Origin of the sequence: Microbacterium sp. 4R-513, assembly GCF_011046485.1 — a bacterium.
In the GTDB taxonomy this organism is placed as follows: Bacteria; Actinomycetota; Actinomycetes; order Actinomycetales; family Microbacteriaceae; genus Microbacterium.
Map to the genome: position 1 here is coordinate 3,306,574 of NZ_CP049256.1, position 18,657 is coordinate 3,325,230.

Here is an 18,657-nt window from a genome sequence, read left to right on the forward strand (position 1 = left end):
GAGAACCCAGGAGGGGAGGGCGAAATCGTGCGGGGCGCCCTCCGTTCCTCGGATCCCCTCCGCTCCTCGGGAGGGCACCATGCCCGAGAAAGCGAGGGCGGGCGTCAGTCCTGGACGTCGATGCCGAGGGCGGCGGCGAAGGCCGAGGCGAAGAGCTCCACCTGGCGGGGCGAGAGGGTTACGCCGCGCAGCGCCTCTGGCCTCGTGAACGCCAGCGCCTCGAGGCCGCGCAGGTCGACGTGCTCGGCGCGCAGTCCGTCGGTCTCGACCTCGTCGGCGCGCGAACCCTCGAAGCGGGCGCGCGAGAGCGTCGCGAGCGGAAGGTCGAGGGCGCCGATCGTGCAGCCGGTGACCAGCACGTCACCCGCCGTCGCACCCCGCAGCGATAGGTAGTCGACCCGCACCCCGCGCAGCTCGACGCTGTCGAGCTCGGCTCCCGAGAGGTCGAGCGTGCCGATCCGTCCGCCCGCGACGAGCACGTTGCGCCATCGGGCCTCGCGGCCGACGACCTCGGTCGCCCGCACGTCGGACAGCTCGATATCGGTGAGCGTCGCGCCGGTCACATCGAGACGGGAGACGGATGCCTCGGCCACCGTGCACTCCGAGAGGCGGGCGTGCGAGGCATCCACCTCTCCCTCGAGGCCTCCGATGCGGGCGCCCATGATGTCGGCGTGCCGTTCGAGCCCTTTCACGTCATCGAGCTGCCGCGGCAGATCGGGAGCCGAGATGCGGGGCGGAAGAGGACCGCGGGCGCGCGGCACTCAGCCTTCCTCGGGCTCCGGACGGCGGCGCGACGCGGCCCACGCCGAGACGAGGGTCACCGCCGAGAGGATCGCGAGCACGACGCCAGGATGCCACCACGCGAAGTCCGTCGCATCTCCGAGCGCCACCGTGACGAGCGGTACGAAGCCCGAGATCGTGGCGGCGATGGCATAGGCGACCGACAGCGCGGAGTAGCGGAAGTGGTCGGGGAACAGGTCGTTCATGAGACCGCCGAGCGCCGCCCACGACATCGTCGGGAGGATGCCGCCGATGATCATCGTCGCGACGAGGATAGGGAACGTCGCGAACTGCAGCAGCCAGTACATCGGGAATGCGATGAGCAGCGTGCCGAGGGCACCCCACGCGACGACCCTCGCGGAGCCGATGCGGCTCGCCCACGCGCCGAAGAGCGGGATCGTGACGAGCTGCAGGAGAGCGCCGATCGTCGTGGCGACGAGGAGGTCCTGGAAGCTGAAGCCCAGCCGTTCCACGCCGTAGTTGATCGTGTACGTGTTCATGAGCGAGTACGAGCCGATGCCGAGCAGCGCCGCGCCGATCGCGATGAGGATCGCGACGGGACGCACCCGGAACATCGTGAGGAACGGGATGCGGTCGCGGCGGCCTGTCGCGACGACGTTCTCGAAGACGGGCGTCTCGTCGATCGACCAGCGCAGGTAGAGCGAGACGAGGAGGAGCGGGAAGGCCAGGAGGAACGGGATGCGCCAGCCCCACGCGGCGAGCTGGTCGGCCGGCAGCGCGATCGTCATGACGATGAAGACGGCGGCCGACAGGATGGAGCCGACAGGCGAGCCCAGCTGCGGAATCGCGGCGTAGAACGCCCGCTTCACCGGACCCGAGTGCTCGGTCGCGAGGAGGATCGATCCGCCCCACTCGCCGCCGAGCGAGAGTCCCTGCGCGATGCGCAGCAGGATGAGCAGGACGGCGCCCAGCCATCCGGCCTGCGCGTAGGTCGGCAGCACGCCGATGAGCCCCGTCGCGACCCCCATGATGCCGACCGTCCAGAGCAGCGTCGCGCGGCGGCCCAGGCGGTCGCCCATGTGACCGAAGATCGCCGCGCCGATCGGCCGCACGACGAACGCGAGGGCGATCGTCGAGAACGCGGCGAAGGTGCTGCCGACCGCGCCCAGCGGGTCGAAGAAGAGCGGGCCGACGAAGAAGGCGGCGAAGTACGCGTAGACGTAGAAGTCGAACGACTCGAGGGAGGTGCCGACCATCGACGCCCACGCGACGCGACGAGCGGGCGCAGCGGAGCCGGGAAGGGTGGCGGGAGCGGGGGGAGCGGTGGTCACGGACATCGATTTTGGCACGAGTCCAGAAACTCCGGATCCGGATGCCGCATTCCCGGCGTCATCCGCCCACGCCTGTCCGGCGGCAGGGGGTTGCGCCGGGCCGGTAGAATCGGGGGACGAGCATCGATCCGGCCATCACCGGGGAGCTCTCGGAAGAACGGGACTCCGGTCCTCAGTAGAACCGAGCGGGGCAGGCCCGTCACAGCCGCAGTGAGAGGGGACGGATGCCTCGGCATCCGTCAATGCAGGGTGGTACCGCGGTGCGTCTGGTCAGCTGTCCAGGCCGTGTCGTCCCGGCAGAAGCCGAAGTGACGAGACCCTGCGAGACGAGAAGATGGCCTATCCCCGCCCCTCCGCGTTCGGACCTGCCGCTGATGCGGTGACCCCCAGCCCGCGCTTCCCCGACATCGAGCGCGAGACGCTCGCGTTCTGGGCCGAGGACGACACGTTCCGCGCCTCGATCGCCAACCGCGACGGAGCCGAGGAGTGGGTCTTCTACGACGGCCCGCCCTTCGCCAACGGACTCCCGCACTACGGGCACCTTCTGACGGGCTACGCGAAGGACCTGTTCCCGCGCTTCCAGACGATGCGCGGCAAGAAGGTCGACCGCGTCTTCGGCTGGGACACCCACGGCCTGCCCGCCGAGCTCGAGGCGATGAAGCAGCTCGGCATCACAGAGAAGGACGAGATCGAGCGCATGGGCGTCGCGACCTTCAACGCGAAGGCGCGCGCGTCGGTGCTCGAGTACACGCGTGAGTGGGAGGACTACGTCACCCGCCAGGCGCGCTGGGTCGACTTCGAGCGCGGCTACAAGACGCTCGACCCGACGTATATGGAGTCGGTGCTCTGGGCCTTCAAGACGCTCCACGACAAGGGCCTCGCGTACGAGGGCTACCGCGTGCTGCCGTACTGCTGGCGGGACGAGACGCCGCTGTCCAGCCATGAGCTGCGCATGGACGACGACGTCTACCGGATGCGGCAGGACCCCTCTGTCACCGTCACGTTCCCCCTCACCGGCGCGAAGGCCGAGGCGCTCGGGCTGACGGGCGTCCGGGCCCTGGCATGGACGACGACGCCCTGGACGCTCCCGACGAACTTCGCACTCGCGGTGGGACCGGACATCCGCTACGTCGTCGTGCCCGGCGGGCCGAACGGCGCCGCCGACGTGCACCCGGGCGACGATCCCGTCGAGGCGACCGCGCACCGGTACCTCCTCGCGGACGAGCTGCTCGCGGGCTACGCGAAGGACCTCGGGTACGAGTCCGCCGACGCCGCGCGGGACGCCGTCGTGCAGACGGTGCTCGGAAGCGAGCTGCAGGACGTCACGTACGACCGGCTCTTCGACTACTACGCGGATGCCTCGACCTGGGGCACGGGGGACGCCTGGCGGATCCTCGTCGACGACTACGTCACGACCGCCGACGGCACGGGCATCGTCCACCAGGCGCCGGCGTACGGCGAGGATGACCAGCGCGTCACCGAGGCGGCCGGCATCCCGCTGATCATGAGTCTCGACGACGGCGGCCGGTTCCTTCCCCAGGTGACGGATGTCGCGGGCGAGCTGTGGATGGACGCGAACCGCCCGCTCATCCGTCTGCTGCGCGACGAGGCGCGTCTGCTGCGCGAGGCGAGCTACGAGCACTCGTACCCGCATTGCTGGCGCTGCCGGAACCCCCTCATCTACAAGGCCGTGTCGAGCTGGTTCGTGCGCGTGACGGACTTCAAGGACCGCATGCTCGCGGGCAACGAGCAGATCACGTGGGTGCCCGAGAACGTCAAGCACGGCCAGTTCGGCAAGTGGCTCGAGGGCGCGCGCGACTGGTCGATCAGCCGCAACCGATACTGGGGCTCGCCGATCCCCGTCTGGAAGAGCGACGACCCCGAGTACCCGCGCGTCGACGTGTACGGCTCGCTGGAGGAGCTCGAACGCGACTTCGGCCGGCTTCCGCGGAACACAGAGGGCGAGGTCGACCTGCACCGGCCGTTCATCGACGACCTGACGCGGCCCAACCCGGACGACCCCACCGGCCTCTCGACGATGCGCCGCATCGAGGACGTCCTGGACGTCTGGTTCGACTCGGCCTCGATGCCCTACGCGCAGGTGCACTACCCGTTCGAGAACCAGGAGTGGTTCGACGAGCACTCGCCGGCCGACTTCATCGTCGAGTACATCGGCCAGACGCGCGGCTGGTTCTACGTCATGCACGTGCTGTCGACCGCTCTCTTCGACCGGCCGGCGTTCACGGGCGTCTCGTGCCACGGCATCGTGCTCGGCAGCGACGGCCTCAAGATGTCGAAGTCGCTGCGGAACTACCCCGACGTCAGCGAGGTCTTCGACCGTGACGGCTCCGACGCGATGCGCTGGTTCCTCATGGCGAGCTCGGTCCTGCGCGGCGGGAACCTCGTCGTGACGGAGGAGGGCATCCGCGCCGGCGTGCGGGAGTTCCTCCTGCCGCTGTGGAACGCCTGGTACTTCTTCGCGACGTACGCCAATGCGGCGCGCGGTGCGGGCGGCGGCGGGTACGAGGCATCCTGGCGCACGGACTCGACCGACGTGCTCGATCGCCACATCCTCGCCCTCACGGGGGATCTCGTGCGGGATGTCGCGGCCGACCTCGAAGCGCTCGACTCGACGATGGCGGCGGCCAAGCTCCGCGACTTCGCCGAGGCGCTGACGAACTGGTACATCCGGCGCTCGCGCGACCGCTTCTGGCTCGGCGTGACCGAGGACCCGCGGTCGACCGAGGCGTTCGACACGCTGTACACGGTGCTCGAGACGCTCGCCCGGGTCGCAGCCCCGCTCATCCCGCTCGTGTCGGAGCGCATCTGGCAGGACCTCACGGGCGGGCGCAGCGTGCACCTCGAGGACTGGCCGGACGCCGACGCCTTCCCCGCCGCCGACGACATCCGCTCCGCGATGGACGCCGTGCGCGAGGCATCCAGCGTCGCCAACGCCCTTCGCAAGAGGGTGGGCAAGCGCGTCCGGCTCCCGCTTCCCCGCCTCACGGTCGTGATCCGGGATGCCTCGTCCCTCGCCCAGTTCGACGACATCCTGCGCGACGAGCTCAACGTCAAGCAGGTCGAGCTGGTGGAGCTCGGCGACGACGTCGCGGAGCGCTACGGCATCACCCGGCGCCTGAGCGTCAACGCGCGTGCCGCGGGGCCTCGACTCGGCAAGCAGGTGCAGCACGTCATCGCCGGCGCGAAGGCGGGCGTGTGGGAAGAGGTGGACGGCACGGTCGTCGTCGACGGCATCGCGCTCGAGGCCGGCGAGTACGAGCTCGCGCTCGAAGCCGGCGGCGTGGGTGAGGACACGGCGATCGCCCTCCTCGGCGACGGCGGCTTCGTGCTGCTCGACACCGCGACCACCCCGGAGCTGGAGGCAGAGGGGCTGGCGCGCGACGTCATCCGGGCCGTGCAGGACACGCGCAAGGCGGCGGGCTTCGAGGTGAGCGACCGCATCGACCTTCGCCTGTCGTTCGACGACGCAGAGGACGCTCAGGCTGTCGCGCAGGCGTTCGCGGTCGCGGATGTCGCGGGCGAGACGCTCGCCCTCGACTACGCCGTGCTCGGGCCAGAGGGACAGACACTGCTCGCCGATGGCGCCGTGCTCGCGAGCGCCTCCGCACCGAGCGACCATGTGCGTGAGCACGCGGGCGGCGACTTCGCCAATCGCGGCGCCTTCCGCGTCGCCGTCACGAAGGTGGGTCAGGCATGAGCGACCGGGAGCGCGCGGACGCCGTCTACACGGCACTCCTGCAGCGGCAGGGTGAGCGGTGGGTGCAGCCCCGCGTAGAGCGCACGCGACGGGTGCTCGAGCTGCTCGACGACCCACAGCGCACGTATCGCGTCGTGCACGTGACGGGGACGAACGGCAAGACGTCGACGAGCCGCATGATCGAGAGCCTCGTGCGGGCCCACGGCCTGCGGACGGGACTCTTCACCAGCCCGCACCTCGAGCGCTTCACGGAGCGCATCATGATCGACGGCGAGCCGATCGACGACGCCGCGATCGCCGAGGCCTGGGACGAAGTCGAGCCCTTCATCGGCCTCGTGGACGCCGAGCTGGCGGCCGCGGGCGATGCGCCGCTGACGTTCTTCGAGCTGCTCACGGTGCTCGCCTTCGTCGCGTTCGCCGACGCCCCCGTCGACGTCGCGGTGGTCGAAGTCGGCATGGGGGGCTCGTGGGACTCCACGAACACGGCGGACGGAGACGTCGCGGTGATCGCGCCGATCGATCTGGACCACGCCGACCGGCTCGGCGAGACGATCGGCGAGATCGCGTCGGTCAAGGCCGGGATCATCAAGGACGGAGCGGCCGTCGTGTCGTCACGTCAGGATGCCGCCGCGGAGCAGGTGCTGCGCGCCGCGGCGGCGGAGAAGGGCGCGACCATCGCGTTCGAGGGGCAGGACTTCGCGCTCGCGGAGGGCCGGCTCGCCGTGGGCGGTCAGGCCATCACGGTGCGCGGCCTCGCCGGGGTGTACGAGGACGAGTACCTCCCGCTGTACGGTGCGCACCAGGGCTTCAACGCGGCGCTCGCCATCGCGGCCGTCGAGTCGCTCATCGGCGGCGGCACGCAGCCCATCACGGGGGACATCCTCGCCGAGGGGCTCGGTCAGTCGACGTCGCCCGGCCGCCTGCAGCTCGTCGGGGTGAGCCCGACCGTCCTCGTCGACGCGGCGCACAACCCGCACGGCGCGCGGGCGCTGGTCGAGGCCCTGCGCGAGTCGTTCGACTTCGACGAGTGGGGCGTCGTGCTCGGCATCCTCGCCGACAAGGATGCCGCCGGAATCGTCGCCGCTCTCGCACCCGTCGCAACCCACGTCTTCGCGACCGCGCCCGCCTCCGATCGCGCCAACGACGCTGACCGCATCGCCGACCTCGCGGAGCTCGCGGGTCTCGCGGTGACCGTGCACGGCGATGTCGCGGATGCCTCGGACGCGGCGCGGGAGTGGGCCTCCGCATCCGATCGGCGCGCCGTCGTCATCGCAGGATCGGTGGTGCTCGCCGGTGAGGCGCTTGCGCTCGCTGCAGCAGAGGACTGGAAGTCGGGGTGGTCGGAGTGACGGCCGCCGCAGACGCGCCGCGACCTGCCCGCCGGGCCAGGGGAGCGGCGGAGTCGCTCGGCTCGATCGTGCTCGTGTTCGAGTCGGTCGTCGTCTTCCTCGGAGGTCTCGCGGTGTTCGGGCTGCAGGCGCTCCCCGCCGGCATTCCCGCATGGTGGGGGATCGTCGCGGGAACCGTCCTGGCGATCCTGATGCTGCTGACGGCAGGACTTCTCCGGCACCGCTGGGCGATCGTCGTCGGCTGGGTGCTGCAGGCGATCCTCCTGCTCGGAGCCCTGCTGCTTCCCGCGCTCGCGATCGTCGCGCTGATTTTCGGCGGCATGTGGGCGTATGCGACGATCAAGGGGGCGTCGCTCGACAGGCGGAACGCCCGACTGGCCGCCGAGGCCGAGAACGCGAACGGAGACTGAATTGGCCACCGAAGAAACCCTCGTCCTCGTCAAGCCCGACGGCGTCGCCCGCGGGCTCACCGGGCAGATCCTCGCCCGCATCGAGGCGAAGGGCTACTCGCTCGTCGACATCCGGCTCGTCGAGCCCGACCGCGAGACCCTCGAGAAGCACTACGCGGAGCACGACGGCAAGCCGTTCTACGAGCCGCTCCTCGAGTTCATGATGTCCGGCCCCTCCGTCGCGATCCGCCTCGCGGGCAACCGCGTCATCGAGGGCTTCCGGTCCCTCGCCGGCACCACCGACCCGACGACCGCCGCGCCCGGCACGATCCGCGGGGACTTCGGCCGCGACTGGGGCCTGAAGGTTCAGCAGAACCTCGTGCACGGCTCCGACTCGGTCGAGTCCGCGCAGCGCGAGCTCGCGATCTGGTTCTGACGCCGAGCCGCGGCATCCGTTCTCAGAAGAGGGCGCCCAGGACGTCCAGGCGGACCTGCGCCAGCACCGCCACGATGGCGTAGCTCACGATCGCCATGAGCGGCACCCAGCCGATGAGCTTGTCGGCGCCCTGGCGGACGCGGTTCGACACGGGGATGATCCCCGCCCGGAACAGGTGGATGGTGACGACGTAGAACGTCGGGATCGTCACGACCCAGGTCACCATGCACCACGGGCACAACGTTCCCAGCACGAAGATGCTCTGGCTGATGAGCCAGATCACGAATCCGAACGCGAACGCGATCCCCGCCCAGAAGCAGAGCCAGAACCAGCGCGCGAAGCGCGCCCCGGCGAGGATGGCCATGCCGACGACGATCGGGGCGACCCACCCGGTGAGCCCGAGGATCGGGTTGGGGAAGCCGAAGACGCTGCCCTGCGCCGAGTCCAGGTTCTTGGTGCACTGCACGAGCGGACTGAAGTCGCACGACGCGGCTTCACCCGGGTTCGCGAGGGCGTGGAACTTCTCCATCGTGAGCGAGAAGGCCGCCCACCATCCGATGACCCCCGCGATGATCAGCCAGACGGCCATCGCGGTGGGGCGGGTGTGCGACTGGGGCGAAGGCATGCCTCGGATTATGGCATCGAGGACTGTGCGGATGCCGCGTCCCCACGCCGCGCCGGGACCGCTCGCACGCGCCGCCACGCAATCGGCGGGGGAAAGTGCGATAATGGTCCTCGATGCGTCGCGGCCGCGCCGCCTGCGCATCACAGAAGACTTCAGGGCGATGACAGCCCTTTCGCAGCGCGAAGTCCCGCCGACGAGCCGGATCCCGCTGCAGACCGAGTGAGTTCGCGGCACCGCAGGTGCGGCGCCGCACGAGATTTCGCCGGGCGACGCGCGGTGTCGCCCCGCAGGGAGTACGCCGGTGATGGCAGATGAGAACAACCGACCCTTCGACCCCGAGACAGAAGCTCCACTGACGCCGCAGCAGTCCGAGGCTGCCCGCGACGAGCTGGAGTCCGTCATCGAGTCGGTCGAACTGGTCGAGGTCGAGGGCGGCGAAGAGCCCCAGAGCACGGACGACGAGGGCGCTCCCGCACCCGATCAGACGGACGAGCCGATTCAGGATGCCGCGACCCCCGCCGAGACGGCGGAGCCCGGCGCCGAGCCGGTCGAGCCGGCCGCCGAGGTCGAGTCGGCAGACGAGGCCGAGATCCCCTCTGCGTCGCAGTCGGAGACGCCCGGCGAGCCTGCCCCGGCACCGGAGTCGGAGACCCCCGAGGAGTCGAAGTCCGAGCCGGACACTGAGCCCTCGGGCGACCCTGAGCAGCAGGCGGGATCGGAGACGGACACCGTCACAGCGGTGAGCCTGGGCCTGCTGCCCGAGGTCTTCGTGTCTGCCGTGTCGACGCAGCTCCACTTCTACGCGCCCGAGATCACGGTGCTCCCGCCCCGTCCGGGCCGCCAGGAGAAGCCGCTCGTCGACGAGCCCGCCGGGTCGTCGTCGCGCCGCCGCAACCGGCGCCGCGGGGGAGAGGGCCGGGACGAGGCATCCGACGGCCCGTCCGACGCGGTTCCCGAGAAGCCGTCGCACCCGCGTCAGCGCGCCGTGGAGCTCATCACGGAGCCGCAGCGCATCAAGGGCTCGACGCGCCTCGAGGCCAAGAAGCAGCGTCGTCGGGACGGCCGCGAAGCGGGGCGCCGCCGCGCGGTGGTCACGGAGGCCGAGTTCCTCGCACGCCGTGAGGCGGTCGACCGCGTCATGATCGTCCGCTCGAAGAACGGCCGTATCCAGATCGCGGTGCTCGAGGACAACGTGCTCGTCGAGCACTACGTCGCTCGCAACCAGGACGCCTCGCTCATCGGCAACGTCTACCTCGGCCGCGTGCAGAACGTGCTCCCCAGCATGGAGGCCGCGTTCGTCGACATCGGCCGAGGCCGCAACGCCGTGCTGTACTCGGGCGAGGTGGACTGGGATGCCGTCGAGACCGGCAACCAGCCGCGCCGCATCGAGCTCGCCCTCAAGACCGGCGACAAGGTCCTCGTGCAGGTCACCAAGGACCCGGTCGGCCACAAGGGCGCTCGCCTCACGAGCCAGATCTCGCTGCCGGGACGCTACCTCGTGTACGTGCCGGGCGGGGCCATGAACGGCATCTCGCGCAAGCTCCCCGACACCGAGCGGGCGCGCCTCAAGCGCATCCTCAAGGAGGTCCTCCCGGAGTCGTCGGGCGTCATCGTGCGCACCGCGGCCGAGGGCGCGACCGAGGAGCAGCTGACCCGCGACGTGCAGCGCCTCACCAACCAGTGGGAGCACATCTCGAAGCAGGTCGAGACCATCCAGGCACCGTCGCTCCTGCACTCGGAGCCGGACCTGCTCGTCAAGATCGTCCGCGACGTCTTCAACGAGGACTTCTCGCGGATGCTCATCCAGGGCGAGGACGCGCACCACACGATCACGAACTACCTCTCGAGCGTCGCGCCCGATCTTCTCGACCGCGTCGGGGCGTACGAAGGCGACGGCGACCCGTTCGACGACTTCCGCATCACGGAGCAGATCGAGAAGGCGCTGGACCGCAAGGTGTGGCTGCCCTCCGGCGGCTCGCTCGTCATCGACCGCACCGAGGCGATGACCGTCATCGACGTCAACACGGGCAAGTTCGTCGGCTCCGGCGGCAATCTCGAAGAGACCGTCACGAAGAACAACCTCGAAGCCGCGGAGGAGATCGTCCGGCAACTGCGCCTGCGTGACATCGGCGGCATCATCGTGGTCGACTTCATCGACATGGTGCTCGAGTCGAACCGCGACCTCGTTCTCCGCCGCCTCGTCGAGTGCCTGAGCCGCGACCGGACGAAGCACCAGGTCGCCGAGGTGACATCGCTCGGCCTCGTGCAGATGACCCGCAAGAAGCTTGGCCTCGGCCTCCTCGAGACCTTCAGCGAGGCCTGCGAGGTGTGCGCCGGGCGCGGCGTCATCGTGCACCACGATCCGGTCGTGAAGCACCGCGGCGCTGCCGCAGCAGGCCCGCAGAGCAGTCGTCGTCCGCGGGGTGGCACGGCGCCCGCGCCGGCGAACGGCACGCACGTCATCACCGAGGGCGTGAAGTCGGCGCTCGCGCAGATCGCGGCATCCACGATCCACCACCATGACGACGTGCCCGTCGAGGCGGGCGGCTCGGCCGTCCCGGTGATCGAGATCCCGGCGGAGGCGCCTGCTGAGCGCCCCAAGAAGCCCCGCAAGAAGCGCGAGTCCAAGGCCCCGAAGACCGAGAAGGACATGCTCCTCGACTCGGTGCTCAACGCTCTGCCCGAGCCGAAGGCACCCGGTCAGGGCCGCTCGCGCCGTCGGGTCACGACGGCGGCCCTCACTGGCACGCCTGTGCCGCACCTGCCGGCCCAGGGCGAGTGACGGTCCGCGCCGGCGGCGCAGGCTCAGGCCTGGCGCCGCTCGCGCGCCGTCACGCGCAAGCCCGAGGCGATGAGGGCGCGCACGAGCGTCCGGCCGTCGACGTGTCGGGCGCCCGCGGCCACGAGGCGCGCGTGCGCCTCGTCGGGGACGTCGTAGTGGTCGCGGTCGAATCCGCGGCGGGGTATCCCGTTCGCCGCGGCGAAGGCGTGCAGCTCCTCGAGGTTGTCGTCCGAGACCAGGTGCGCCCACAGCCTCCCGTGGGCGGGCCAGCGCGGATCGTCGATGAGGATCGCCACGTGCCGATCCTATGCACGGCGAGCAGCGACACGGCTCGGCGCGCTTTTGGGGTTTGCCGAGGCATCCGGTAAAGTAGTCCTTTGGTGCGTCGAGAAATCCGCACCACGTCTTCGACGACATCCCGAGCGCGTGCGCTCCAAGAAGAAACAAGGTGTGAAGTGGTTTACGCAGTTGTGCGCGCCGGTGGCCGGCAGGAGAAGGTCCAGGTCGGCACGGTCGTCGTCCTCGACCGCCAGGCGGCCAAGGTCGGCGACAAGATCGAGCTCCCCGCGGTTCTGCTCGTGGACGGCGACGCCGTCACGACGGATGCCGACAAGCTCTCGAAGGTCGTCGTCACCGCCGAGGTCCTCGGCGAGGAGCGCGGCCCGAAGATCGTGATCCAGAAGTTCAAGAACAAGACCGGCTACAAGAAGCGCCAGGGCCACCGTCAGGACCTCACGCGCGTCAAGATCACCGGCATCAAGTAAGTCCAGGAAGAGACTCGAGAGATGGCACACAAAAAGGGCGCAAGCTCCACTCGTAACGGCCGTGACTCCAACGCCCAGCGGCTCGGCGTGAAGCGCTTCGGCGGCCAGGTCGTCAACGCGGGCGAGATCATCGTCCGCCAGCGCGGCACGCACTTCCACCCGGGCGCCAACGTCGGCCGCGGTGGCGACGACACGCTCTTCGCGCTGTCGGCCGGTGCCGTCCAGTTCGGCACCAAGGGCGGCCGCAAGGTCGTCAACATCGTCGCAGCCGCCGAGTAGGCTTCGACAGGCTCAGCCACTGGCTCAGCAAAGCAGTCTTCGCGAGGGGCGGGCTTCGGCTCGCCCCTCGCTGCCTTTCCGCCACACAGTTACGCCACACAGTTCAGGAGAACGCCATGGTCACCTTCGTCGACCGGGTCACGCTGCACCTGCGTGCGGGCAAGGGCGGGAACGGCTGCGTGTCGGTCCGTCGTGAGAAGTTCAAGCCGCTCGCCGGCCCCGACGGCGGCAACGGGGGCCACGGGGGCGACATCGTGCTCGTCGCCGACCCCCAGGTCACGACCCTCCTCTCGTACCACCACTCGCCGCACCGCAACGCGGGCAACGGCGGCTTCGGCATGGGCGACAACCGCTCCGGCGCCGCGGGGGAGTCGCTCGACCTCCCTGTGCCCGTCGGCACGGTCGTGAAGGACCCCGACGGCGAGACGCTCGTCGACCTCATCGAGCCCGGGATGCGCTTCATCGTCGCTCCGGGCGGGCTGGGCGGGCTCGGCAACGCGGCGCTCGCGTCGCCGAAGCGCAAGGCGCCGGGCTTCGCCCTTCTCGGCACGCCCGGCTGGGAGGGCGACGTCCTCCTCGAGCTCAAGACCGTGGCCGACGTCGCGCTCGTGGGCTACCCGTCGGCCGGCAAGTCGAGCCTCATCGCCGCGATCTCGGCGGCGCGACCCAAGATCGCCGACTACCCCTTCACGACGCTGCACCCCAACCTCGGCGTCGTCCAGGCGGGGGACGTGCGCTTCACCGTCGCCGATGTGCCCGGCCTGATCGAGGGCGCGAGCGAGGGCCGCGGCCTCGGCCTCGAGTTCCTCCGCCACGTCGAGCGCTGCACGGCCCTCGTGCACGTGCTCGACTGCGCGACGCTCGAGCCCGGGCGCGACCCTCTGAGCGACCTCGACGTCATCCTCGCCGAGCTCGCCGCGTACCCGGTGCCCGAGGGCCAGGTGCCGCTCCTCGACCGCCCGCAGCTCGTCGCCCTCAACAAGGTCGATGTGCCCGAGGCGAAGGATCTGGCCGATCTGGTGCGGCCCGACCTCGAGGCCCGCGGCTTCCGGGTCTTCGAGATCTCCACGGTCAGCCACGAGGGGCTGCGTCAGCTGACCTTCGCCCTCGGCGACGTCGTCGCGCGTCACCGCGCAGACGAGGCGGTCAAGCCCGCGCCGGAGCGCATCGTGATCCGCCCCAAGGGCTCCGAGCAGGAGTTCAGCGTCCGCGTCGAAGGCGGCACGTACGGCGACATCTTCCGCATCGTCGGCGAGAAGCCGCTGCGCTGGGTGCAGCAGACCGACTTCCAGAACGATGAAGCCGTCGGCTACCTCGCCGATCGGCTCAACAAGCTCGGCGTCGAGGACGAGCTCTTCCGCGCGGGCGCCACGCCCGGCGCGACGGTCGTGATCGGCGAGGGCGACGGCGTCGTCTTCGACTGGGACCCGTCGCTCAGCTCCACCGCCGAGCTCATCACGGCACCGCGCGGAACGGACGCGCGACTGGATGCCTCGGGTCGCCGCACCACTTCGGAGCGTCGCGAGCGGTATCACGAGCGGATGGATGCCAAGGCCGACGCCCGTGCCCAGCTCGAAGCCGAGCGCCTCGCCGGAGCGGAGTGGAACGAGGAGGACGGCTCGTGACCGCCCGCGTGCGCGCCGACCTCCCCGCGGCTCGGCGCGTCGTGGTCAAGGTCGGCTCGTCGTCGATCAGCGGCGAGAACGCCGAGAAGATCCAGCCGATCGTCGAGGCCCTCGCGGCCGCCCACGGCCGGGGGACCGAGGTCGTCCTCGTGTCGTCCGGCGCGATCGCGACGGGCATGCCGTACCTCGCGCTCGGCGAGCGGCCGACCGACCTGGCGACCCAGCAGGCGGCAGCCGCCGTCGGTCAGAACGTCCTCATCTACCGCTACCAGGACGCGCTGCGCCCCTTCCGCATCGTGGCAGGCCAGGTGCTCCTGACGGCCGGCGACCTCGAGAACGCGACCCACCGCTCGAACGCACGACGCGCGATGGAGCGGCTGCTGGGCCTGCGCATCCTCCCGGTCGTCAACGAGAACGACACGGTCGCGACGCACGAGATCCGCTTCGGCGACAACGACCGCCTCGCGGCGCTCGTCGCCGAGCTCATCGGCGCCGACGCCCTCGTGCTGCTGAGCGACATCGAAGCGCTCTACACCCGTCCGCCGGACCAGCCCGGCGCGCGGCCCATCGAGCGCGTCGAGTACGGCGACGACCTGCACGGCTTCGAATTCGGCTCGGTCGTCGTCAACAGCGTCGGCACCGGCGGTGCCGCGACCAAGGTGTCGGCTGCGCGGCTGGCCGCGGCATCCGGGGTCGGCGTCCTCGTCACGAGCGCGGATCTCGTCGACGAGGCCCTCGCCGGAGCAGAGATCGGCACGTGGTTCGATCCCAACCCCGAGCCTTCGGCTCCGGCGCCGACAGGGCCGGTCCGCACGGCCGGCGCCGGAAACGGCCGCCGATAAACTGGGGCGATGACCACGACCGCGACGACTCCGCGCGAGCGCATGCTGCTCGCCAAGGATGCGGCACGCCGCATCGGCCTGCTGACCGACGAGGAGAAGAGCAGCGCGCTGCGGGCGATCGCCGATGCGATCGAGGCCTCGGCGGCGGATGTCGTGGCCGCCAACGCGGAGGATCTCGAGCGCGGCCGGCAGACGGGGCTCTCGGAGGCGCTGCTCGACCGTCTGCGGCTCGACGAGCCGCGGGTCGCCGCTCTCGCAGCCGCCGTCCGCGACATCGCGGCCCTTCCCGACCCGGTCGGCCGCGTGCTGGACGAGCGGACGCTGCCGAACGGCGTCGAGCTCACGAAGGTGTCCGTGCCGTTCGGTGTGGTCGGCTCGATCTACGAGGCCCGACCGAACGTGACGGTCGACATCGCCGCGCTCGCACTCCGTTCCGGCAACGCGGTCGTGCTCCGCGGCGGGACGGCCGCCGAGCTCACGAACGCCGCCCTCGTCCGCGCGATGCGCGCCGCACTGGCTGACCGAGGGATCGACCCCGAGGCGATCCAGACGGTCGACGAGTTCGGCCGCGAGGGCGCCAAGGCGCTCATGCAGGCGCGCGGGATCGTCGACGTCCTCGTCCCTCGAGGCAGCGCCCAGCTCATCGAGACGGTCGTGACCGAGTCATCCGTCCCCGTCATCGAGACGGGCGCCGGTGTGGTGCACATCGTCCTCGATGAGACGGCGCCGCTCGACTGGGCGCGCGACATCGTCGTCAACGCGAAGGTCCAGCGGCCGAGCGTCTGCAACTCGGTCGAGACGGTGCTCGTACACCGCGGCGCGGCCGAGCGTCTCGTGCCGCCCCTCGTCGATGCGCTGCGGGCCCGAGGAGTCACGGTCCACGGAGACGGCGTCGTCCAGGGGCTCGCCGGGGGAGTAGTCACCGCGACGGACGAAGACTGGCAGACCGAGTATCTGTCGCTCGACCTCGCGATGCGCGTCGTCGACGACCTCGACGACGCACTCGACCACATCCGCACCTACTCGACCCACCACACCGAGTCGATCGTGACGGAGGACGAGGCGAACGCCGAGCGTTTCCTCGCCGAAGTCGACTCGGCGGTCGTCATGGTCAACACGTCGACGCGCTTCACCGACGGCGGGGAGTTCGGCTTCGGCGCCGAGGTAGGCATCTCGACGCAGAAGCTGCACGCGCGGGGTCCGATGGGCCTCGCCGAGCTCACCAGCACGAAGTGGCTCGCGCGGGGCTCCGGGCAGGTCCGGGCCTGACGGCATAGACTGGTCGAGCGCGCCCGAAGGGGGCGTGAGCCCGAAACGGAGATCGAATGACCGTCGCTACGCTGATCGCCCTCGCCGCAGAAGAGGCCGAACACCACAACGTCGCTCTCGAGACCGTCGGCTTCGGCATCATCGCGATCGTCGTTTTCGTCTCCCTCGCGCTCGTCACTCTGACCTACCGCAACGTCGCCAACCGTCATGCGCACAAGGCGGAGGCCTACGCCCGCGCCCACGCGAACGACGTTCAGCAGGCGGGCCACGGCCACTAAGGCGCGCATGACGGTGGCACGAGCCCCGAGGATCGGGGTCATGGGCGGGACGTTCGATCCCATCCACCACGGTCACCTCGTGGCTGCCAGCGAAGTCGCTCAGTCATTCGATCTCGACGAGGTCGTCTTCGTGCCCACGGGCCAGCCGTGGCAGAAGAGCGACGTCAGCCTGAGCGAGCATCGCTATCTCATGACGGTGATCGCCACGGCATCCAATCCCCAGTTCACCGTGAGCCGCGTCGACATCGACCGCGGGGGACTCACGTACACGATCGACACTCTGCGCGACCTCAAGAGCGAGCGACCCGACGCCGAGCTCTTCTTCATCACCGGCGCCGACGCCATAGCGCAGATTCTCAGCTGGAGAGATCATGATGAACTGTGGGAACTCGCCCACTTCGTCGCGGTCTCCCGCCCCGGGCACGTCCTGAGCACTGACGGGCTGCCCAGTGACGATGTCAGTCAGCTCGAGGTCCCGGCCCTCGCCATCTCATCGACGGACTGCCGCGACCGCGTCCGTCACGGTCACCCCGTGTGGTATCTCGTTCCGGACGGCGTCGTCCAATACATTGCGAAGCACCATCTCTACCGGAGCAAGGAATGAGCACACCCGAGCACCCCGAGACTCCACCGCTCACCCGCAAGCAGTTGCGAGAGATCCGGAACACCGGAGCAACCCCCGTCATCGACACCAGCGCCGCCCCGACCGTCGCGACGCAGGAGTCTGCTGCCCCGCAGGATGAGACGGATGCCGCGCCCGTCGCGCCTCCGCCGGTCGAGGCATCCCTCCCCCCTGTCGCTCCGCTTCCGCGGCCCGCGGAGCCCATCGTGCTTCCCGAGCCGCCGGGGCCCGACCGCGGAGTGGACCTCGGCGTCTCGCCCCTGACCCGTCGTCAGGCGCGGCAGCAGGAGCGTATCCGCACCGCCTCCGTGCCCGTCATCACCCCCGATGTCGCCGCCGCCTATGCAGCGCAGTCAGCGTCCACGCCGGCCGTTGATCCCGTGCCGCCCGTCTTCCCGCCGCTCGTCGACCGCGTTCCCTCCTCGAACCCCGAAACGGGCGAGAACCCGTTCGCCGCCCTCGGCATGGAGTCGGGACCGACACCCGTCATCGTCGAGGACGACACCTCTGACGAGGTCGTCGTCGTCGAAGAGGCCCCGGCAGACGACGGTCCGGTCGCGCTTCTCGAAGAGACCTCGGACGACACCTCGGACGACACCTCGGACATCCTCGCGGACGACGAGACGTCGGATGCCTCCGACATCTTCCGTTCCGCCGCGGCGGAGCCGGGCGTCGAAGAAGACCGAGAGGACGAAGAGCACGAAGAGGACGGCACCCCGCGGGTCGTCGACCCCGGGTTCGGTGCCGCGCTGCTCGCCGGCGAGACCGGGAGCACCGAGGCGGTTCCGCCGTCGTTCGACGACCTCATCGCGCGTTCGTCGAGCGGATCGGTCGCGACGCCCAATGCGCTGATCCTCTCCCAGTCGCCCGACGGCGGCCCCATCGTCGCTCCGGTCACGGCGACGGGCGAGGTGCTCATCACGGGAACCCTGAACCTGCCAGAGGGCCTCGGCTCGACCGGTCACGCGCCGGGAACGGCCGACGGCAAAGAGGTCGACGCGGTGCTCGTGGACGGCGAGCTGCCCGCCCACTCTTCACCCACGCCGATCGCCGCGAGCGCGGCGATCAGCACGGCCAAGACGCCCGGCGAGATCATCAAGCCGCCGGCACCCGAGAAGGGCGGGCGCCTCATGCTGACGCTCGCCATCACCGCCGGCGTGCTCGCGCTCGCTCTCGTCGGCGTCCTCATCCTCGCTTTCGCGACAGGAGTGTTCTGATGACGGCGAGTGATAACGGACGACGGATGCTGCAGATCGCCGCGGCGGCCGCGGACTCGAAGGGCGGCGAGGACCTCATCGGTCTCGACGTTTCCGAGCCGCTCCCGCTGGTCGACATCTTCCTGCTCGTGACAGGGCGCAGCGAGCGGAACGTCGCCGCCATCGCCGACGAGATCGAGGAGAAGCTGCTCGAGGCGGGGCACAAGCGCCTCCGTCGCGAGGGTCGTCAGGAGTCCCGCTGGGTGCTGCTCGACTTCGGCGACCTCGTGGTCCATGTCTTCCACGAGCAGGAGCGCGTCTACTACGGCCTCGAGCGGCTCTGGAAGGACTGCCCCGTGGTTCCGATCGACCTTCCGGAGCGGGTCACGCCGGCGCAGTAGGACGGACGGT

18 protein-coding genes are annotated in these 18,657 nt (G+C 70.2%); 14 read left to right on the forward strand and 4 right to left on the reverse strand.

What is annotated here, in order from left to right:
• Nucleotides 1-104: 104 nt before the first annotated feature.
• On the reverse strand, nucleotides 105-761 hold the full coding sequence (locus tag G5T42_RS14615) for a pentapeptide repeat-containing protein (protein WP_165129520.1): 657 nt from the start codon (nucleotides 759-761) through the stop codon (nucleotides 105-107).
• A complete protein-coding gene (locus tag G5T42_RS14620; RefSeq protein WP_165129521.1) occupies nucleotides 762-2,078 on the reverse strand; it encodes an MFS transporter in 1,317 nt (438 codons plus the stop codon).
• A gap of 328 nt (nucleotides 2,079-2,406) precedes the next feature.
• On the opposite strand from G5T42_RS14620, the gene ileS reads away from it, so the two are divergent.
• Genes ileS through ndk form a run of 4 tightly spaced genes read left to right on the forward strand, consistent with a single transcriptional unit; the run spans nucleotide 2,407 to nucleotide 7,964 of the window.
• Nucleotides 2,407-5,790 carry an isoleucine--tRNA ligase gene (gene ileS / locus G5T42_RS14625; protein ID WP_165129522.1) on the forward strand — a complete coding sequence of 1,128 codons (3,384 nt, stop codon included), beginning with the start codon at nucleotides 2,407-2,409 and terminating at the stop codon, nucleotides 5,788-5,790.
• Nucleotides 5,787-7,139, forward strand: a complete 1,353-nt coding sequence (locus tag G5T42_RS14630) for a folylpolyglutamate synthase/dihydrofolate synthase family protein (protein ID WP_165129523.1) — start codon at nucleotides 5,787-5,789, stop codon at nucleotides 7,137-7,139. The genes ileS and G5T42_RS14630 overlap by 4 nt, the downstream gene beginning before the upstream one ends.
• Nucleotides 7,136-7,549, forward strand: coding sequence for a DUF4233 domain-containing protein (locus G5T42_RS14635; protein WP_165129524.1), 414 nt, complete (start codon nucleotides 7,136-7,138; stop codon nucleotides 7,547-7,549). Before G5T42_RS14630 ends, G5T42_RS14635 begins: the two co-directional genes overlap by 4 nt.
• A gap of 1 nt (nucleotide 7,550) precedes the next feature.
• Nucleotides 7,551-7,964 carry a nucleoside-diphosphate kinase gene (ndk, locus tag G5T42_RS14640; protein ID WP_165129525.1) on the forward strand — a complete coding sequence of 138 codons (414 nt, stop codon included), beginning with the start codon at nucleotides 7,551-7,553 and terminating at the stop codon, nucleotides 7,962-7,964.
• 22 nt (nucleotides 7,965-7,986) lie between these two features.
• Here ndk and G5T42_RS14645 read toward each other — a convergent pair whose 3' ends face one another.
• Nucleotides 7,987-8,589: a vitamin K epoxide reductase family protein gene (locus G5T42_RS14645; protein WP_165129526.1), complete on the reverse strand. Its 603-nt coding sequence runs from the start codon at nucleotides 8,587-8,589 to the stop codon at nucleotides 7,987-7,989.
• Between the two features lie 304 nt (nucleotides 8,590-8,893).
• Here G5T42_RS14645 and G5T42_RS14650 point away from each other — a divergent pair, with 304 nt between their 5' ends.
• Nucleotides 8,894-11,371 (forward strand): Rne/Rng family ribonuclease, encoded by a 2,478-nt coding sequence (locus tag G5T42_RS14650; RefSeq protein WP_165129527.1) that lies wholly within the window; start codon nucleotides 8,894-8,896, stop codon nucleotides 11,369-11,371.
• Between the two features lie 23 nt (nucleotides 11,372-11,394).
• Here the strand turns inward: G5T42_RS14650 and G5T42_RS14655 are convergent, their stop codons facing one another.
• The gene (locus G5T42_RS14655) at nucleotides 11,395-11,667 is read right to left on the reverse strand and encodes a DUF4031 domain-containing protein (RefSeq protein WP_165129528.1); all 273 of its coding nucleotides are present in this window, start codon (nucleotides 11,665-11,667) and stop codon (nucleotides 11,395-11,397) included.
• Nucleotides 11,668-11,826: 159 nt separating this feature from the next.
• Between G5T42_RS14655 and rplU the strand changes: the two genes are divergently transcribed.
• The 9 genes from rplU (at nucleotide 11,827) to rsfS (ending at nucleotide 18,647) form a co-directional block, all read left to right on the forward strand.
• Entirely contained in the window at nucleotides 11,827-12,135 is a 309-nt protein-coding gene (gene rplU / locus G5T42_RS14660) for a 50S ribosomal protein L21 (protein ID WP_165129529.1), read from the forward strand.
• 21 nt (nucleotides 12,136-12,156) lie between these two features.
• Nucleotides 12,157-12,414, forward strand: a complete 258-nt coding sequence (gene rpmA, locus G5T42_RS14665; protein WP_165129530.1) for a 50S ribosomal protein L27 — start codon at nucleotides 12,157-12,159, stop codon at nucleotides 12,412-12,414.
• Nucleotides 12,415-12,530: 116 nt separating this feature from the next.
• Nucleotides 12,531-14,039 (forward strand): GTPase ObgE, encoded by a 1,509-nt coding sequence (gene obgE / locus G5T42_RS14670; protein ID WP_165129531.1) that lies wholly within the window; start codon nucleotides 12,531-12,533, stop codon nucleotides 14,037-14,039.
• A complete protein-coding gene (proB, locus tag G5T42_RS14675) occupies nucleotides 14,036-14,881 on the forward strand; it encodes a glutamate 5-kinase (protein ID WP_165129532.1) in 846 nt (281 codons plus the stop codon). Before obgE ends, proB begins: the two co-directional genes overlap by 4 nt.
• Before the next feature lie 9 nt (nucleotides 14,882-14,890).
• The gene (locus G5T42_RS14680) at nucleotides 14,891-16,150 is read left to right on the forward strand and encodes a glutamate-5-semialdehyde dehydrogenase (RefSeq protein WP_165129533.1); all 1,260 of its coding nucleotides are present in this window, start codon (nucleotides 14,891-14,893) and stop codon (nucleotides 16,148-16,150) included.
• A 56-nt stretch (nucleotides 16,151-16,206) separates the two neighbouring features.
• Nucleotides 16,207-16,428, forward strand: a complete 222-nt coding sequence (locus G5T42_RS14685) for a hypothetical protein (RefSeq protein WP_165129534.1) — start codon at nucleotides 16,207-16,209, stop codon at nucleotides 16,426-16,428.
• 7 nt (nucleotides 16,429-16,435) lie between these two features.
• Nucleotides 16,436-17,032 (forward strand): nicotinate-nucleotide adenylyltransferase, encoded by a 597-nt coding sequence (nadD, locus tag G5T42_RS14690; protein ID WP_165129535.1) that lies wholly within the window; start codon nucleotides 16,436-16,438, stop codon nucleotides 17,030-17,032.
• Nucleotides 17,029-18,267 (forward strand): hypothetical protein, encoded by a 1,239-nt coding sequence (locus G5T42_RS14695; RefSeq protein WP_165129536.1) that lies wholly within the window; start codon nucleotides 17,029-17,031, stop codon nucleotides 18,265-18,267. The genes nadD and G5T42_RS14695 overlap by 4 nt, the downstream gene beginning before the upstream one ends.
• Nucleotides 18,267-18,647: a ribosome silencing factor gene (gene rsfS, locus G5T42_RS14700; protein ID WP_165129537.1), complete on the forward strand. Its 381-nt coding sequence runs from the start codon at nucleotides 18,267-18,269 to the stop codon at nucleotides 18,645-18,647. The genes G5T42_RS14695 and rsfS overlap by 1 nt, the downstream gene beginning before the upstream one ends.
• Nucleotides 18,648-18,657 lie beyond the last annotated feature (10 nt).

Excerpts from the sequence above, each read along its gene's own strand:
- G5T42_RS14650 (WP_165129527.1), top strand. The coding sequence starts at position 8,894 with ATGGCAGATGAGAACAACCGACCCTTCGACCCCGAGACAGAAGCTCCA.
- rsfS (WP_165129537.1), top strand. The coding sequence starts at position 18,267 with ATGACGGCGAGTGATAACGGACGACGGATGCTGCAGATCGCCGCGGCG.
- nadD (WP_165129535.1), top strand. The coding sequence starts at position 16,436 with ATGACGGTGGCACGAGCCCCGAGGATCGGGGTCATGGGCGGGACGTTC.
- G5T42_RS14685 (WP_165129534.1), top strand. The coding sequence starts at position 16,207 with ATGACCGTCGCTACGCTGATCGCCCTCGCCGCAGAAGAGGCCGAACAC.
- G5T42_RS14620 (WP_165129521.1), bottom strand. The coding sequence starts at position 2,078 with ATGTCCGTGACCACCGCTCCCCCCGCTCCCGCCACCCTTCCCGGCTCC.
- G5T42_RS14630 (WP_165129523.1), top strand. The coding sequence starts at position 5,787 with ATGAGCGACCGGGAGCGCGCGGACGCCGTCTACACGGCACTCCTGCAG.
- G5T42_RS14645 (WP_165129526.1), bottom strand. The coding sequence starts at position 8,589 with ATGCCTTCGCCCCAGTCGCACACCCGCCCCACCGCGATGGCCGTCTGG.
- obgE (WP_165129531.1), top strand. The coding sequence starts at position 12,531 with ATGGTCACCTTCGTCGACCGGGTCACGCTGCACCTGCGTGCGGGCAAG.
- rpmA (WP_165129530.1), top strand. The coding sequence starts at position 12,157 with ATGGCACACAAAAAGGGCGCAAGCTCCACTCGTAACGGCCGTGACTCC.
- ileS (WP_165129522.1), top strand. The coding sequence starts at position 2,407 with ATGGCCTATCCCCGCCCCTCCGCGTTCGGACCTGCCGCTGATGCGGTG.
- G5T42_RS14695 (WP_165129536.1), top strand. The coding sequence starts at position 17,029 with ATGAGCACACCCGAGCACCCCGAGACTCCACCGCTCACCCGCAAGCAG.
- G5T42_RS14680 (WP_165129533.1), top strand. The coding sequence starts at position 14,891 with ATGACCACGACCGCGACGACTCCGCGCGAGCGCATGCTGCTCGCCAAG.